Origin of the sequence: Microcoleus sp. CZ3-B2, assembly GCF_036705055.1 — a bacterium.
Lineage (GTDB): Bacteria > Cyanobacteriota > Cyanobacteriia > Cyanobacteriales > Microcoleaceae > Microcoleus.
The window spans coordinates 1-17,358 of record NZ_JAUBTN010000058.1 but is presented as its reverse complement, the minus strand read 5'-3'; the positions used below and the strand labels follow the sequence as shown (position 1 = coordinate 17,358).

The 17,358-nt window shown below is 45.8% G+C and carries 14 protein-coding genes; 11 read left to right on the top strand and 3 right to left on the bottom strand.

The window, feature by feature from the left end; all coding sequences use genetic code 11:
- Positions 1-139 precede the first annotated feature (139 nt).
- A complete protein-coding gene (gene hflX / locus QUA97_RS21780) occupies positions 140-1,798 on the bottom strand; it encodes a GTPase HflX (protein WP_333196017.1) in 1,659 nt (552 codons plus the stop codon).
- Here hflX and QUA97_RS21775 point away from each other — a divergent pair.
- The 4 genes from QUA97_RS21775 to QUA97_RS21760 all read left to right on the top strand — a co-directional run bounded on the left by QUA97_RS21775 (position 1,736) and on the right by QUA97_RS21760 (position 4,418).
- On the top strand, positions 1,736-1,873 hold the full coding sequence (locus tag QUA97_RS21775) for a hypothetical protein (protein WP_228049827.1): 138 nt from the start codon (positions 1,736-1,738) through the stop codon (positions 1,871-1,873). The genes hflX and QUA97_RS21775 overlap by 63 nt on opposite strands.
- Positions 1,874-2,268: 395 nt before the next feature.
- A complete protein-coding gene (locus QUA97_RS21770; RefSeq protein WP_194066620.1) occupies positions 2,269-2,481 on the top strand; it encodes a chlorophyll a/b-binding protein in 213 nt (70 codons plus the stop codon).
- Between the two features lie 150 nt (positions 2,482-2,631).
- Positions 2,632-3,060 carry a photosystem I reaction center subunit PsaK gene (locus QUA97_RS21765; protein ID WP_228049830.1) on the top strand — a complete coding sequence of 143 codons (429 nt, stop codon included), beginning with the start codon at positions 2,632-2,634 and terminating at the stop codon, positions 3,058-3,060.
- Between the two features lie 665 nt (positions 3,061-3,725).
- Positions 3,726-4,418 carry an SRPBCC family protein gene (locus QUA97_RS21760; RefSeq protein WP_194066621.1) on the top strand — a complete coding sequence of 231 codons (693 nt, stop codon included), beginning with the start codon at positions 3,726-3,728 and terminating at the stop codon, positions 4,416-4,418.
- A 205-nt stretch (positions 4,419-4,623) separates the two neighbouring features.
- On the opposite strand, the gene galK is transcribed toward QUA97_RS21760, so the two are convergent.
- Entirely contained in the window at positions 4,624-5,703 is a 1,080-nt protein-coding gene (galK, locus tag QUA97_RS21755; RefSeq protein WP_194066622.1) for a galactokinase, read from the bottom strand.
- A gap of 277 nt (positions 5,704-5,980) precedes the next feature.
- Between galK and rsmA the strand changes: the two genes are divergently transcribed.
- The 7 genes from rsmA to metH all read left to right on the top strand — a co-directional run bounded on the left by rsmA (position 5,981) and on the right by metH (position 15,966).
- On the top strand, positions 5,981-6,805 hold the full coding sequence (gene rsmA, locus QUA97_RS21750; RefSeq protein ID WP_194066623.1) for a 16S rRNA (adenine(1518)-N(6)/adenine(1519)-N(6))-dimethyltransferase RsmA: 825 nt from the start codon (positions 5,981-5,983) through the stop codon (positions 6,803-6,805).
- Between the two features lie 279 nt (positions 6,806-7,084).
- Complete coding sequence (ispE, locus tag QUA97_RS21745; RefSeq protein ID WP_194066624.1) at positions 7,085-8,062, top strand: 4-(cytidine 5'-diphospho)-2-C-methyl-D-erythritol kinase; 978 nt, start codon at positions 7,085-7,087, stop codon at positions 8,060-8,062.
- 205 nt (positions 8,063-8,267) lie between these two features.
- Entirely contained in the window at positions 8,268-8,621 is a 354-nt protein-coding gene (locus tag QUA97_RS21740) for a DUF3082 domain-containing protein (RefSeq protein ID WP_194066625.1), read from the top strand.
- Positions 8,622-8,804: 183 nt separating this feature from the next.
- The gene (locus tag QUA97_RS21735) at positions 8,805-9,422 is read left to right on the top strand and encodes a DUF488 domain-containing protein (RefSeq protein WP_333195993.1); all 618 of its coding nucleotides are present in this window, start codon (positions 8,805-8,807) and stop codon (positions 9,420-9,422) included.
- 182 nt (positions 9,423-9,604) lie between these two features.
- Positions 9,605-10,330 (top strand): hypothetical protein, encoded by a 726-nt coding sequence (locus QUA97_RS21730; RefSeq protein ID WP_333195991.1) that lies wholly within the window; start codon positions 9,605-9,607, stop codon positions 10,328-10,330.
- 403 nt (positions 10,331-10,733) lie between these two features.
- Positions 10,734-11,783 (top strand): ParA family protein, encoded by a 1,050-nt coding sequence (locus QUA97_RS21725; protein WP_333195990.1) that lies wholly within the window; start codon positions 10,734-10,736, stop codon positions 11,781-11,783.
- Between the two features lie 631 nt (positions 11,784-12,414).
- Entirely contained in the window at positions 12,415-15,966 is a 3,552-nt protein-coding gene (gene metH, locus QUA97_RS21720; RefSeq protein ID WP_333195988.1) for a methionine synthase, read from the top strand.
- A gap of 370 nt (positions 15,967-16,336) precedes the next feature.
- Here metH and QUA97_RS21715 read toward each other — a convergent pair whose 3' ends face one another.
- Positions 16,337-16,960, bottom strand: a complete 624-nt coding sequence (locus QUA97_RS21715) for a hypothetical protein (protein ID WP_194066629.1) — start codon at positions 16,958-16,960, stop codon at positions 16,337-16,339.
- Positions 16,961-17,358 lie beyond the last annotated feature (398 nt).

The following is a 17,358-nucleotide window of genomic DNA, read 5'->3' as shown; positions in this document are numbered from 1 at the left end:
CAAACTAGCTCTGCTTTATCGTACTTGGCAATGCACAATCTGACTACTCTTTTATCGTCTCATGCTGCGATAGCAACTGTCCTCAGTATATGTACGTGTATTCGGGACTGTCAACTACTTAAAAGGAATATTTAAGTATTTACCGAGGATAGAGGGCGTATTCAATGAGTTGCGCTAATCGATCGCGCAGAGTTTCCAATCCGAGACCTTTGGCGGCCGAAATAAATACGGCTTGAGGAAACTCTTCTCGTGCCAGAGCGAGTCTATCTTCATCTACGGCATCGATTTTGTTGAAAACTACAAGAGCAGGCCCGGGAGTTACGGGCATATCTGTCAAAATATTCATGACCGATCGAATTTGGTTTTGCCATGCGGGATGGGAGAGATCGACGAGGTGCAGTAAAGCGTCGGCGTCTGTGACTTCTTCGAGGGTAGCCCGAAAAGCGTCGATCAGTGAGGGGGGCAGTTCGCGAATAAAGCCCACTGTGTCTGTGAGGACGAGCGACAAAAGTTCCCTGCCCTCGGCGCTAGGAATTGTCAGCTTGCGGGTGGTGGGGTCGAGGGTGGCAAATAACTGGTCGGCGGCGTAGACCTCGGAATTGGTGAGCAGGTTGAGCAGAGTCGATTTACCGGCGTTTGTGTAGCCGACGATGGCGACTGAGGGTACGTCATTGTGGTGCCGGTTCTGCCGCAGCCGGAAGCGGTGAGCGAGGAGTTGATTTACTTCTTGCTGCAATCGAGTAATGCGTTTGGCGATCGTCCGCCGTTCGGTTTCTAGTTTAGTTTCCCCAGGGCCTCTGGTACCGATGCCACCGCCCTGCTTTGACATGGCCTGACCGATCCCTCTGAGTCGGGGCAGGGTGTATTGTAGTTGAGCGAGTTCGACTTGCAATTTACCTTCGCTCGATCGCGCTCTTTGGGCGAAAATGTCCAGAATTACCTCCGTGCGATCGACTACGCGAATGCCGAGAAGAGTTTCTAGGTTACGTATTTGTGCGGGTGCCAGGTCGCGATCGAATACCACGAGGTTAGCGCTAACCGTCTGAGCGGTGAGAGCAATTTCTTGAACTTTGCCTTCGCCAACGACTGTCTGAGGATGGGGGCGCGATCGTTTTTGGCGCACTGTTTGCAGAACTTGACCCCCGGCGCTTTCCACCAGCCGCGTTATTTCTGCGAGTCCGTCCTCAAAATCCAGCAGAGTCATCTGCTGAGTCATTACACCTACCAGCAGAACTTTGTCTTGGTCTGCATCTACCTGCTTGGCGACAAACTCTGCTTGAAACTCTGCTTCGAGTCCTTCCACCAACTCCTGAAAATCTTGGTCTGCGAGGTCGTCCAAATTCAGCGGTTCTGAGATTGTCCAGGGAAAGTGTTGAGTTTTGATTGGTGAGTTTTGAACTGAAGACTCTTCTATTTCATCAGTTTCATCAGTTTCATCAGTTGCAGATTTTTGTAACTGAGCGCTTAACACGGAAAACTCAAAATTTGGTCGGTCTCCTTGAGGTATCAGGTGAACGAGATAAGTTTCTTGGATGTAACCTGTCGCACCGCCGCCGCGGCGCTGAAATCCTCCGCCGGTCAGCGTCAGCCACACTAGGGCATCTAGGCGCTGAATTGCCATTGCTGTGAGAGCTGCTTCGCTTGGGGTTTCTGGCTTCAGGTGGGTGGCGATGCAGCGAATGCCGCTGAGGCGACCTCCGCCGTATCGGGGCAATTCTAGGGGCGAAATTTGGGTTTGGCGGGGTGTACCTACGCCGACGCGAATTACTTGTCCGCGACGGTTGATGTAGGTGCAGATTGGTTTGTCGATTTCGGTGCTGATGGCTGCGACGCGCTGGGCGAATTCTGCCGTGGTGATGCGATCGCCCGGTAGTCGCTGGTGGTAAAGCTTTTCGAGTTGCTTGAGCTGGCTGGACTTTAAACCTTGAAGATTGCCGTAGATGGTTTCGATAACTGTTTCTCCCTCGCGCTCTGTGAATCTTATATTTTACTTAACTCCGGGCGATCGTGTTGTGGTTTGAAGTTTAAATTTACCATTCCTGCCATGAGACACTTCCTTTGACAACAGCAGTCTCAACTTGTACTTGTCTTTTGTATCTGCTGATACAGGCGATCGCTAAAAAAAAACGTTAACAAAACTTAACACATATTTTTGTGTTTCAGAATCCTCCTTTAGACTTGTGTGTATCTTGAGCCTAGAGACAGATAGCAAACTAAAAATTAGGTCGCTACTATGATAAGCGAAACATTGTTAAGGAATGTAAAAACATGGAAACTCGTCCTACTAACGTACCTACAACCACTAATGCTTACAACGGCAAAGATCGCAATGCCTTTTTGTTTGGCTTCAACCCGCAAGCAGAACTTTGGAACGGCCGCTTAGCGATGATAGGCTTCTTAGCTTATTTGCTCTGGGACTTGGCTGGATATAGCGTTCTACGCGACATCCTTCACTTTCTGCCTACCTATATTGCTCGCTAATAACGAGCATTGTTTCCGGTCTGGCAGTATGAGTAAATGCCACAACTGCCAGACCGGCTAAAAGTTACAAATAGCAGCGAGTATAATTTAGTTCGTTTGTAGCTTGCGTTACTTTTGACTGGCATTATAAAGATTTATTGCTGTGACTTGATGATTGCAGTTGGGGCGCGATCGCTGGCGCAGCGAATATTAAGAGCAAAACAGATATTTATTCCTGAGATGCGATCGCCCCTGCTGTATTTTTGGCAAGAAATTTCATCGATAACCTCTGATTGTATAGGAAAAATAGGAGCATCAACGATGATCGACTCAAATTTACTGGCAGTAGTAGAATCAGCTCTGACTGACACAGCATCAGGAAACTGGCAAAAGCCGATAGTGATGTTTGTTTGCAATATTTTAGCATTGCTAGTTCTGAGCCGCGTAATTTGGCATCCCCACGTCGGCCCTAAAATGCCTTTGCCCTTCCCGTCTCTGTTTAACAATGTTAGTGTTCCCGCATTTTTGGCATCAATGAGCGCCGGTCACATTCTAGGAGTATTAATGATTTTGACGATGGGCATCGATAAGTATATTTAGGAGCAATTGCGCTGCTGTTTTGGGGAATTTTTCCTTTAATGGATAGAGTGAAATCCGCAGAAAGTTTGTAGGGGTTAGTGAAATGGACTCACCCCTAATTTTAGGTTTGTATCTAAACTTTGTCTCAAATCAGTAGTAGACTTCTTCATAAGTTTTCGTTCAATACATAAACCGCAGATGAAAGGCAGATGCAACATCGATTGACGCAGATAATTTTAGATGATTTGTGCGTGAGTGCAAGAGTTACAGTATGGTGCATCAGATTGTTGGCTGGAAATAGCGGAGCAAATGTAAGGGTCTGACAGACCATACTATCTAAGTTCGGAAAAAATTAATTACAAAAAGGCTTTGGACGCTTACAGACTTTTAGGTGAAATTTTATTAAATTAATTCTGTCCAGCTACTTAACTACTTTAGACAGACGCAGGAGCCCGGGAAAGAGAGATAGATTTTAAAGAATCGGGTTTTGTCAAAACAAAATGCCTGAGCGTAGAAGTTTCAGCAGTGAAGCAATCCACGCCGATCCAGAATTGGGGAAGAAGATTTGTTGAATGCGAAAGCAATTCAAACTATTCAATGATAGCCCAACGGTGGGCAGCGTGCCGCAGAACTGCCCGACTAGCGGCGTTTAGCTATTTTTCGATTAATAGATGAGGTTTAAAACAATGGATTCTAATTCGATCGCAAATTCTGACAAAGAAAACCAAACTAACACTGGCGATACCGAACGCTGGGCTTCGTTAATTGGTGGCGGGGCGCTGGTGTTGTTTGGTTTGTCGCAGCGTTCTTTGAGAGGTGCTTTGCTGGCGGTTGCCGGTGGCGGTTTGGCGGCGCGCGGGCTGGGGGTTGCGGAGGGTTTGCAGTCGGCTGCAGATGCCAATCAAAGCATTAAAGTTGAAAAGACGGTGACGATCGACAAACCGGCTGATGAATTGTACCGTTTCTGGCGCGATTTTGAAAATTTACCTCGGTTTATGAAGCATCTCAAACACGTTACGGTAATAGATGACAAGCGTTCTCACTGGATTGCCAGCGCGCCGATCGGCAATAGTGTAGAATGGGATGCAGAAATTGTCCGCGAAGAAGAAAATCGATTAATTGCGTGGGTGTCTGTGGAAGGCGCGGATGTTGAGAATTCGGGTTTTGTACGCTTTCAACCAGCACCTGCAGGACGCGGTACTGAGGTCAAAGTTGCGATCGAATACAACCCTCCGGGCGGTGCGATTGCTGGTGCAGCGGCTAAGCTATTTGGGGAAGTCCCAGAACAGCAAATTGCTGACGATTTGCGCCGGTTTAAGCAGTTTATGGAAGCTGGGGAAATAGCTACGACGGCCGGTCAATCTTCTGGCCGCAAGTAATAATTGCGATCGCATCGGATAAATTAATTGTAATTCCGCTCCGGGGTGGGTTTTACCAACAATCCAAGATTCACAACATCCACAATAGATTTCTGGCAAAAGTTTTTTTCATCAATTTATAGGGCAGGCGAGACACCCCACAATAAAAAATAATTCTTGTGGGATGGGCCGGAAAGCCTGCCCTAGTTATTTTTGCAAGAGGTTATTAATAATTAAGTTTAACTTCGGGAACTAAAACGCGGCCGCTGTAACCCGCACGCTGGTATCGATCGATCGCCTCTGCTGCGATAACATCCGTTTTACCTGTCTCGACGAGCGCAACGCAAGCACCGCCAAAACCTCCACCCGTCAGCCTTGCACCGAAGACTCGGGGGATTGACTGCAAGATGGCCGCCAGCGTGTCTGCAGCGGGCACTGAAACTTCGCAGTCGTCGCGCAAACTCGCGTGGGAAGCATTCATTAACTCGCCGAAACGCTTTGCTGACAAAGATTTTACCGCTTGCAGTACCCGGTTGTTTTCGGTAATGACGTGGCGAGCTCGCCTTCTGAGGGGTTCGGGCAATACTTCCACTGCTTTGGGATCGGCGATATCTCTGAGAGCTTTAACTCCCAATATTCGGGCGGATTCCTCGCACTCAGCGCGCCGCTTGTTGTAGCCGCTTCCTGCTGCTAGTTGGTGGCTTTCGCCGCTGTCAATTACTAAAATTTCGGTGTCAGGAGGAAAAGGTATCGGGCGGTATTTGAGGCTGCGGGTGTCGAGAAATAGCATGGTGTTGGTGTCTGCTAAACTCGATGCCATTTGATCCATGATGCCACAGTTCAAACCGGCGTACCGGATTTCGGCTAGCTGTCCGATTTGAGCTAGCCGCACGTCGTCTAGGGGGAGGTTGAGCAAAGCGCGCATTCCTCTGAGGGTGGCTATTTCTAAGGCTGCGCTGCTGGACAAACCTGCGCCGATCGGCACGTTGGAGGTAATGTAAAGATTTATTGGCGGTATTTTGTATCCTTCTTTTTCTAAAAGTCTGAGGCAGCCGCAGATATAAGTTACGAATGTTTGCGGTATGGTATCGTCGTCTGAAAAATTTATGAGTTCGTCATATTCTGCTGAATAAAAATGGTGGCGATCGTCGCTGCTGAAGCCAATTTGTACTGTTGTGCGCTGGGGAATTGCCGTCGGCAGTACAAATCCGTCGTTGTAGTCTGTGTGTTCGCCCAGCAGGTTTACTCTTCCGGGCGCGCTGGCTTGGGTTTTGGGTAATGTACCAAATACTCGTTGGAAATTCATTTTTGGGGAATTGCTAATTGGTTCTTGGTTATTTGTTATTGGTTAGTTGTTATGGGTTATTTGGAAAAATAGCTATCTGTGTATCCGTGACTTCCGTGTCGTGCTGCTGGTAATTGGGAAGAAATAAATTTATTTTTTATCGTTGCTGCTTTTATAGTGCCTAAGTTTTTTGGTTAATTCAAGCCATGTTAACAAAAATCAACATGGCTGTAGGTGAGGAAAAAATATGAGGTTGTGATAAAATGACAGGCTAAGATTTCTCCCAGCAATTCAAAAAATGCGATCGACCAGACCCCGGAAACAGTTTGCTCAACATTGGCTCAAAAGCGAGAAAGCCTTAGATAGGATTGTCAAAGCAGCGAATTTGGATGGTTCTCGCGTCCTGGAAATCGGGCCGGGCACTGGGATTCTGACTCGGCGCTTGCTGCCGGAGGCTGAGTCTGTTGTTGCGGTGGAGATCGATCGAGATTTGTGCCTAAAACTAGCCAAGCAACTAGGCAAAACCGACAACTTTTTACTGCTACAGGGCGATTTTTTGGAAATAAACTTAGATGCTGAACTAACAGCCTTTCCAAAATTCCAAAATCCCAATAAAGTTGTTGCCAACATTCCCTATAATATCACCGGCCCGATCCTGCAAAAACTGCTGGGAACGATATCTGCGCCTGCTGCTAAACCCTTTGATTCGATCGTGCTGTTAGTGCAGAAAGAAGTCGCCCAAAGACTTTACGCTAAACCGGGTTCTACAGCTTTTGGCGCTTTGTCGGTGCGGGTACAATATTTAGCAGAATGCGAGTTAGTTTGTGATGTGCCTTCTAGAGATTTTTATCCGCCTCCAAAAGTCGATTCTGCCGTGGTGCGGCTGCGTCCTAGACAGATAGAAACTACGGCTGTTAATCCACGCTATTTAGAGACTTTATTGAAGTTGGGATTTGGCAGCAAGCGCAAGATGCTGCGAAATAATTTGAAAGGGGCTGTGGATTTAGATAAGCTCGTTCAATTGTTAGAAAATTTACAGATAAATCCTCAATCTCGCGCTGAAGATTTGAGCGTGGATCAATGGGTAAATTTGAGCAATAATTTGTTTTCGGATGACCACTGACCAATCACTAATGATATCATATTCGGTAGATTAATAACAAAAATGTTTGGTTCGTAGTGCGGAATGCGAGTCCGCAACTTGGATCGGACTCGCATTCCGCACTACGAACTAATTTTAGCTCGATAGACCGACCGGACGTGATATGACTGCTGACTAATGACCAATAACTAATGACTGCCGATCCTGCATAATATTTCCTTTGAGTTGTGAGAAAATGGACTCGGACTGGTATCAATTAATTTCAACCAGGTGTTTCTTTCACCTGCGGCTTAATTACCTATGCGTTCATATTCTCTCCTAGCTTCAGCAAAAATCAATCTGTATTTGGAAATAATAGGCGATCGCCCCGACGGATATCACGAACTGGCGATGGTACTTCAAAGCATAGATTTGGCCGATCGAATTGACTTGCGCGCGATTGGTACCGACACGATTCGCGTGCGTTGCGATCACCCGCAAGTTCCTCCTGACAAAAATAATTTGGCTTACCGGGCGGCGGATTTGCTGGCGCAGCAATTCCCCGATGCTTTGGCAAAATACGGCGGAGTCGAGATTGCGATTCACAAGCAGATTCCGGTGGCGGCGGGGCTCGCCGGCGGTTCTGCAAATGCGGCTGCGGTTTTAGTCGGGATGGATTTGCTTTGGCAATTGGGACTCACTCAGTCGGAGTTGCAAGAGTTGGGGGGAACTTTGGGTTCGGATGTGCCTTTTTGCATTGGTGGAGGTACGGCTTTGGCAACTGGTCGCGGGGATAAACTGTCGCCACTGCCGGATTTGGGAGGTTTTTCTGTGGTGCTGGCGAAGTACCGCAATCTCAGTATTTCTACGGCATGGTCGTATCAAACTTATCGCCAGCAGTTCAGTAGTTCCTATTGTGGATCGGAGGATTTGGACTGTCGCCGGGAACGGCTGCACTCGGGGCCGATGGTGGGGGCGATCGCCCAAAAAGATCGATCGAAAATTGGTCAATTGCTGCACAACGATTTAGAAAAAGTGGCTTTACCCGTGTACCCGCAGGTGTTGCAGTTGCGGGAAGCATTTGAGTCGGCGGGGGTTTTGGGAACGATGATGTCGGGTTCCGGGCCGACGGTGTTTGCACTCTGCGAGTCTCAAGAGCAGGCTCAGCAGATTGTGGAACGGGTGAAAAGTGCGATCGCTTCTCCCGATTTGGATTTTTGGGTAGCAAATTTTAGCAATACTGGGATTCGGATTTGTTCGGAGGGAAACGATACAAAACCGCCGATTGCGAGGGTGTAACTCGCAGGTGGTGCGATCGCGATCGCCCTAATTGGCCAATTAGGGCGATCGAGTCCGATCTATCTAACTTTGCGTAGAGTCTATTGAGATAGAAGAACTGATAAAATGGCATGAAACACGGATTTTAGTTTGGTTAATTCACCAAAAATCTAAAATCTTATACTTGTTCTGAGTGAAGTCGAAGAATCTAAAATCTCAAATCGCCATGACTGATTTAACTAATCCAAATTCTACTTCTCAACCTCTAAATTCTGCTGGGGATGCAGCGCCCGCATCTGGGCGACAGCCTACAGTTTTGCGGTGCATAACGGGTTCCCTAATCGCAAGCGCGTTAACTTTTGCTTTGTATTCGCTAACTATGTCGATCGCTCTAAGTTTTGCTAGCAAGCCGGTGCAGTCCAGCAATATTGCTGTGCTTAAAATTAGTGTCGCCGTGCGAACTTTGGTAGTGGGAATGACGGCTTTGGGTATGGGCGTATTTGGACTGGCGGCTGTCGGTTTGATGCTGCTGGGTTTGCAAATTTGGATTCAAAAATTGGGGAAAAAACCCACAGTTTGAAGTCTACAGGTTGAAACCATCGGGCCAAACAAACTCTCGTCCCCCTCGCAAAAACTGAATAGTCAGATAGAGCCTTTATCAGAAAGATGAGGTGCTGTCGGCCAAACCGGCCCAACCGGCCCGCGCAGGGCATTGGCCCGCGCAGGGCATACCTCACAACGCGATCGAACCGCTATAGAAGCAATGAAATTATTTACGATCGGACACTCCAATCAGAGTATTGAATCGTTTCTTTTGCTGCTGAAAAAACACGGAATAACAGCGGTTGCGGACGTGAGATCGCATCCTTTCAGCCGCTATTTACCTCATTTCAATAAATCAGAAATTACCGCTTTTTTGTCAGCAGCCGGCATTCAATATGTTTTTTTAGGCAAAGAGTTAGGTGCGAGACCGGAAGATTTAAGCTGTTATGATACTGAGGGTAAAGCTTTGTACGATCGCATAGCAGCAACTCCTCTATTTTCCGCCGGAATTCAGCGCTTGCTCAAAGGCGCAGCCAATTATAAAATCAGTTTAATGTGTGCCGAAAAAGACCCGATAACTTGTCATCGCACTATTTTAGTTTGCCACAAACTCAAAGCATTTAATTTGCAAATTAAGCACATTCTGTCCGATGGAACTTTAGAGTCGCACCAGGATTTAGAAGCAAGACTTTTGAGCAAGTTTAACCAAGCAAAAAACCACGAGCTGCCAATTCAGTTAAGCTTGTTTGAATTAGCACCTCAAGTTAAGGATGAAATAGTTGATTTAGAAACAGCTTATTATCGTTACGGATTGACAAGGGCATATATCAGTAAATAAGGCAATTATCGGCTATACATTCTTTATTTTTGATGAATTATAGCAGCAACTCTTGACATTTCATACATTGGACAGTATCGTAGGGCGATCGGCGCGCACCATAGCGTTTAAAATTTTATTCTAGATTTAACGTTCTTCGTGGTATAATTCTTCGGCACTGTAGCAGAAAGGAGTGCTTTTTTATGAAAGCAGAATTTTATTATGACTGTCACAGATATATTTGTAGTTTAGTTCAAGTTGATTTTGTCAAAGAATTAAAAATTAAAAATCATCAAGGTTTTGTGTTAGCTGTTAAGCAAGGCGAAAAGATTGGGCTTTTGGGAAAAAGTCGCCATAATGCTAAACAAATTGATGTTTCTAAGCCGCATTTTTATAATGTGATTAAAGCAGCTATGAGCGCTTTGGAATTAGAAACGAGAAATGAGGTGATATTAGAGAGGAATCGCACGATTGCTGAGGGCGAAGATATGATTCAGCAGCAAAATCGAGAAATTCGTCTTTTGAATGAACAGCTTAGAATTCAAGCGACTAAAATTGAACAATTGTTAAGGGAAAATCAGCAGTTATCGGCGCAGCTTGTAGAGAAGGAAATTAGAGCAACTCAAATTATTCCAGCCATTGAGGAAGATTTGGCGGCGGAAATTGAGGAGGAAAGCGGAGAAGCTGAAATTAGTCAAGAAATTGATGATTTGCCGATTATAGATGCTGGGTTAGAGGTGCATTTAATCGAAAATCAGCAGGATTTGGAGGAGGTTGAGATAGCGGAAACAATCAGCGAGGGCGGTGTTGAAGTTGTTGATTTAGAAATCATAGAAGAAGTAGACGCTACATTAGAAGTTGCAGGAGGTGAAAGTGAAATTAAGCACCTACCAAAAAGGGGTTCACAGAGAAAGACGAGAAAGAAATAATCAAAGATTTTAATGTTTTTTTAAGGCTCAAAGGTTCGTAGTTAGGACTTCAGTCCTTTTTAAATGCGGACTAAAGTCCACACTACGAACCTTTTATACTTTATTATGGGTTGGGATTTTGCAAAATTTCTCTGATTCTTGTCCGAAATAAACGCACGGCGGATCTTTGTCCGATCGCCCTGCTTTGTTCAATGAATGCGGGTATTTCTGCGATCTGTAAAAATGGAAAAGCTAAACGTAAGAAGAGCTTGACATACATCCGCTATCTACGATATATTTATGTTATATTGAGTATTTTACCGCAACTGCGATATAATTCTAAGTTAAACATAAAAAAATATCTGAGTAGTCTATGCTTGGAAAATAGTAAGATATTAAGCTCAGTCGTATTAGGAGGCTATTCATGAATAAGAGTTATGTTATATGGAACAACAAGGGTGGTGTTGGTAAGAGCACTATTACCTTCCACATTGCATCTATGTATGCCGAGAAGAATCAAGATCGAAATGTGGTGGTCATAGATATGTGCCCACAAGCAAATTCGTCAATGATGTTGATGGGAGGTGGTACTGAGGCAGAATCTCGTCTCCAGGAACTAATTATTGGAGATGTACCTAAAACAGTTGTGGGCTATTTGACGGATAGTGTGTTAAAAAATGACACCAGTGATATAGATAAGTATTTGCTTAAATTACAAGAAAGTAATCCAAAGCTACCGTCAAACCTTTTTCTGATGTCTGGCGATGGAAACCTTGAGTTAATTGCACCCTTGTTGGCAGAAAGAGCTGATGCAGCACCATTGTCAACTACGGATTCTCCGTGGGTAGAAATACATTCAATCATTAAAAAGTTTACACAGCGCACTATACTGGACAAACCAACAACATTTTTTATCGACACCAATCCCAGCTTCTCAATTTATACACAGATTGCAATCCTCTCAGGTCAAAAATTGTTGGTGCCTATCAATGCTGACGACTCATCGATTTATGCCATATCGGGATTGTTTAACTTAATATGGGGTACTGAGAAGAGCCATCCAGTGTATGGAAGGTACACTTTTGCAGGTAAAGTTGATACTTATAAGATGGAGAGACCCAAAATCGCACTTCTACTAGGAAATAGATTTACTCAGAAAATGGGTGCTGCACACGCATTCAAAGCACTGTCACAAGAAGCAGTGAAGAAAATGTTTTCGGAGTATAAGCAAAATAAAAATCGTTTTGTTGACAACGAACTAAATATTGATACTCAAGAGCAATTTGAAGAGGCTTATAGTTGCGAATTGAGAGATTTTAATAGTGCTGGCGTAGTAGCAGCTAATCAAGGGCTACCATTAAGTCAAATGCTAGATCAAGGTCGTTACAAAGTTTATGAAGAAGAAATCCAAGTTTCTAAACTACAACGAGATTTATGTCACCAGGTGATTGAAAAACTGGTTGCCAAACTATGAAACTCTGGTTAACTCTTTGAGGTTACGGATTTGTAGGGTTGCATATCATTGGTGTGAACTTAAGGACTGTTGCGGCGTGCGATCGCCTGATTGAGGGCGATCGTTCTTGACCTCTACCACGCCAGATTAAGCAGACATCACACTTGTGAAAGTGGGGTAACAATCAGATAAACTATGAGAGCGTGTCGAATCATTATGCAATTTTTAAAATAACCTTTGACTAGCGGATAATTTGCTCTTGTTTAGGATGAGAAGAAGTTACTATTTGCCCTTTTATATTGAAATTCCTCTATCCGATTTTTGGATTAACTTTTTTTCAGCCATCAAGTATTCCGGTATCCATAATCTATCGCATTTTTGCAAAAATCCTCAACAGTTAAGCGAAAAAAAACCTCGCCACTGGCCAATTTTTCCCCCGCAGCATCGTCCGCAGCCAAATTTTGAGAATTATCTAGGGCGATCGGTAAAATCACAGGTGCGATGGCTACGCCCCGGCTTGCGCCTACGAACTATTGTCACTAACATTAAATCCTTCAGTCATCAGCAATTCCCCAAGATAGGCATAATTGTTGAGAATATTGCACAATAGATCAAAATGTAAACATATAGCACCTACGTCTTTTTACCGCCGATGAATAGCAGATTTCTCGATCGACTCCACCACCCCTCGCGCCCCGTCATCGTCTTCGACGGCGCCATGGGAACCAACCTGCAAGTCCAAAACCTCACCGCAGAAGACTTCGGCGGCAAAGAATACGAAGGCTGCAACGAATATCTCGTGCACACCAAACCGGAAGCCGTCGCCACCGTGCACAGAGGATTCCTCGAAGCAGGCGCTGATGTCATCGAAACAGACACCTTCGGCGCTGCTTCCATCGTGCTCGCCGAATACGATTTAGCAGACAAAGCATATTATCTTAACAAAACAGCGGCAGAACTTGCCAAGGGAATCGCCGCCGAATTTGACACGCCAGAAAAACCGAGATTTGTCGCAGGATCGATCGGGCCAGGCACCAAATTGCCAACCTTAGGACACATTGATTTCGACACGCTAACCGCCGCTTTTACCGAACAAGCAGAAGGACTTTATGACGGCGGCGTTGACTTATTTCTTGTCGAAACTTGTCAAGACGTGCTGCAAATTAAATCAGCATTAAATGCTATTGAAGAAGTATTTAAGAAAAAAGGTGCGCGGATTCCATTAATGGTATCAATCACAATGGAAGCCACCGGCACGATGTTAGTCGGTTCCGACATCAGCGCCGCCCTCGCCATTTTGCAACCCTATCCCATAGATATTTTAGGATTAAACTGCGCCACCGGGCCCGATCGCATGACGGAACACGTCAAATACCTTTCCGAACATTCGCCCTTCGTAATTTCCTGCATTCCCAACGCCGGTTTACCCGAAAACATCGGTGGCCACGCGCACTACAAACTCACGCCAATAGAATTAAAAATGGCCTTGATGCGCTTCGTCGAAGACTTAGGCGTGCAAGTCATCGGCGGCTGCTGCGGCACCCGCTACGATCACATCCAACAACTATCAGAAATTGGCGAAACTCTCACACCCAAAATTCGCGAATTTTCTTGGGAACCGGCCGCCGCTTCAATTTATAGCGCCCAACCCTACGAACAAGAAAATTCATTCTTAATTGTCGGCGAAAAACTCAACGCCAGCGGTTCCAAAAAATGCCGCGATTTGCTAAATGCCGAAGATTGGGACGGTTTAGTAGCAATGGCTAGGGAACAAGTGCGAGAAGGTGCCCACGTTCTCGATGTCAACGTTGATTATGTCGGGCGCGACGGCGTGCGCGACATGAAACAATTAGTTTCCCGCGTGGTGACTAATGCAACTCTGCCCTTAATGTTGGATTCCACCGAGTGGGAAAAAATGGAAGCGGGGTTAAAAGTTGCCGGCGGCAAATGTTTGCTGAATTCTACTAACTATGAAGACGGAGAACCGCGCTTTTATCAAGTTTTGGAATTGGCAAAAAAATACGGCGCAGGGATAGTAATTGGGACGATTGATGAAGATGGGATGGCTAGAACTGCTGACCAAAAATTTGCGATCGCCCAACGCGCCTATAACGCCGCCGTCGCCTTCGGAATTAGCGCCGAGGAAATCTTTTTTGACCCCTTAGCTTTGCCCATTTCCACCGGGATTGAAGAAGACCGAAAAAACGGCAAAGCTACCATCGAATCGATCCGCCGCATCCGCCAAGAATTGCCGGGTTGTCACGTAATTTTGGGAGTTTCTAATATTTCCTTCGGCTTGAATCCGGCGGCGCGGCAAGTTTTGAATTCCATGTTTTTGCACGAAGCGATGCAGGCGGGGATGGATTCGGCTATTATCAGCGCTAACAAGATTTTGCCGATCGCCAAAATCGACCCCAAACACCAGGAAATCTGCCGTAAACTGATTTACGACGAGAGGGAGTTCGACGGCGAAATTTGCGTTTACGACCCCTTGGGCGACCTAACAACGGTGTTTGCTGGCAAAACTACCAAGCGCGATCGGACAGAAGACGCAAACCTCCCCGTAGAAGAACGCCTGAAGCAGCACATCATCGACGGCGAACGAATTGGGCTCGACATCCAACTCGCCAAAGCATTAGAAACCTATCCACCCCTCCACATTATCAATACCTTCTTGCTAGACGGCATGAAAGTAGTAGGAGAATTGTTCGGTTCGGGACAAATGCAGCTACCGTTTGTATTGCAGTCAGCAGAAACTATGAAAGCCGCCGTTGCCTATTTAGAACCGTACATGGAAAAGTCAGAATCCGGGGATAATGCCAAAGGCACATTCCTGATCGCGACTGTTAAAGGCGACGTTCACGACATCGGCAAAAACTTGGTTGATATTATCCTATCAAACAACGGCTACCGAGTGATTAACTTGGGAATCAAACAGTCGGTTGACAACATCATCGAAGCCTACGAAAAGCACAAAGCCGACTGTATTGCAATGAGCGGTTTGCTAGTGAAATCCACCGCATTCATGAAAGAAAATCTGGAAGCATTCAACCAGAAAGGAATCACCGTTCCCGTGATTTTGGGGGGTGCAGCTTTGACTCCAAAGTTTGTGCATGAAGATTGCCAAAATACGTATAAAGGTAAAGTAATTTACGGCAAAGATGCGTTTTCTGACTTGCATTTCATGGAGAAACTCATGCCAGCCAAATCTGCTGGTAACTGGGAAGATTTGCAAGGATTTTTAGATGAATTAGGGCAAGAAAATAAGACGGTGAAAGCAGCTAAAATTTCGGCAGAAACTGCTGTAGAAGATGCTGGGAAACCAGATATTCCGGTGGTGATTGATACCAGGCGTTCCGAAGCGGTTGCTGCAGATATCGATCGCCCAAATCCTCCTTTCTGGGGAACGAAACAGTTGCAGGGAGAAGACATCCCCTTTGAGGAGATTTTCTGGCACTTAGATTTGCAAGCATTAGTTGCCGGTCAGTGGCAGTTCCGCAAGCCCAAAGACCAATCGCGGGAAGAATACGATGCTTTCTTAGCCCAGAAAGTTTATCCGATATTGGAGGAATGGAAACACAAAATTATTGCCGAAAAGCTATTGAATCCCCAAGCAATTTACGGGTATTTTCCCTGTCAATCTGAAGGCAATTCTTTGTATGTGTACGATCCAGAAATTATGAGTAACGGGCAAGATTTATCGACACCCGCAGCAACATTAACGTTTCCCCGCCAAAAATCGGCGCGCCGGCTGTGTATTGCCGACTTCTTCGCACCGAAAGAATCGGGTAAAATCGATGTATTTCCGATGCAAGTAGCGACGGTGGGAGAAGTTGCTACAGAGTACGCGCAAAAGCTATTTGCTAACAATCAATATACCGATTATCTCTACTTTCACGGGTTAGCGGTGCAGACGGCGGAAGCAATAGCAGAATGGACTCACGCGCGGATTCGGCGGGAATTGGGCTTTGGTAGCGAAGAACCGGACAATATTCGGGATATGCTAGCGCAGAGATATCGCGGTTCGCGGTACAGTTTTGGCTATCCTGCTTGTCCGAATATGGCGGATCAGTACAAGCAACTGGAATTGCTAAAGTGCGATCGGATAAACTTGTACATGGATGAAAGCGAGCAGCTTTATCCCGAACAATCCACCACTGCAATTATCACCTATCACCCAGCGGCTAAATACTTTACCGCCTAATTTGTAGGGTGAGGAAGGCCCAAATTATACTCGTTACTCGTTCCCCGGTTCTACCTGGGAACGAGAAAATTCACCCTGCTTGTTAAGGTGAATTTTGGGGGTTCTAGACTCAGCTACAACCGACATTTATTATGGATTTTAGTGTTAAGTTGTCATATCAAATCCGGTAGCATCGGAATTACAAAATCGAGTCAGATCAAATCCGCGCTTCATACTTCTGTATTCATCTCTCTCTCTTGTCTTCCTCTGTGTTCTCTGCGCCCTCTGCGGTTAAATCACCTGACGATGCTACCGGAAACGATATCACCAACGGGTAGAGCCTGCGAAGGAGAAATGGCCGATGCCCGATTCTCAATTCCCGAACTCTGTCTTACGAGTAATTCCGGGGAGTGCGCGCCCCTGCAGATGCCCCTGCCATTGAAGCAACCAAACCCAATAGGGAGCCGAACAAAAATGACCAGCCAGCTTTGGCGGCATTTTCTGCAATATTGCGAGTATCTTGAGCCGATACGTTAGGCGCTTGGTTCGGCAGATTGACCACACCTTGCTGGGCTTGATTAATCACTTCTCCGGCATTGGCAGCTACTATGCCAAAAGTACCGGCCACGCCGTTTGCTAACAGCCAAGAGCCAATTGTTAAGGTAGTTGCCCACAAAATTGCTCCGTTCAAAAGTGCCGTGCTACGGTTCATGGGGCCGCAAGCGCGAGCTGTTACCCAGCCGCCAACGCCTAAGCTAATTAGCAAACTGATAATTGACCAAATTCCTACCCCAGTACCGACGCTGCTGGCAATAGTGCGCGGTGCTCCTGAATTAGCGATGTTGCTTAAGCCGATCGCCGCGCCCAATGCACTTAACACCAGTTGGGTGGCGATCGCAATTACCAAACCAGAAAATATCGGGCCCCACCGCACTCGATCGTGGTATTCCATCACTGAATTCACCACCACCGGTTCAGTAACAACGTTATCGGCAGGTCTATTTACGTAGGACATATTTTTTTCCTCTGAACTGTTTTTATTTTTAAGAATCTAGAACTTATGTATTGATTTTGGCTGAGATTGATAAAAACTATATCTGCCTGGGGAAATAACCAGAATCTCTGTCTGAAGAAAGAAACAAAAAAGTCATCATATCAATTCCGGTTTCACTCCTGTTGACTGTTGACTGTTAACTGTTGAGTGTTGACTGTTGAGGGGCGGGGCGAAAAACTGAATGGTTGAGTGTTAACTGTTGACTCGATTTTATGATTCCGATGCAACCGGAAACGATATCAGCCATCAGTCAGAAGCTATTAGCTAATGACTGATGACTGATGACCAAGAAAATGGGACACAAGCCCCGTCCTTTTAGGACGGCTTTTCTTGATTCCTAATATACTCCTTTAAGACTT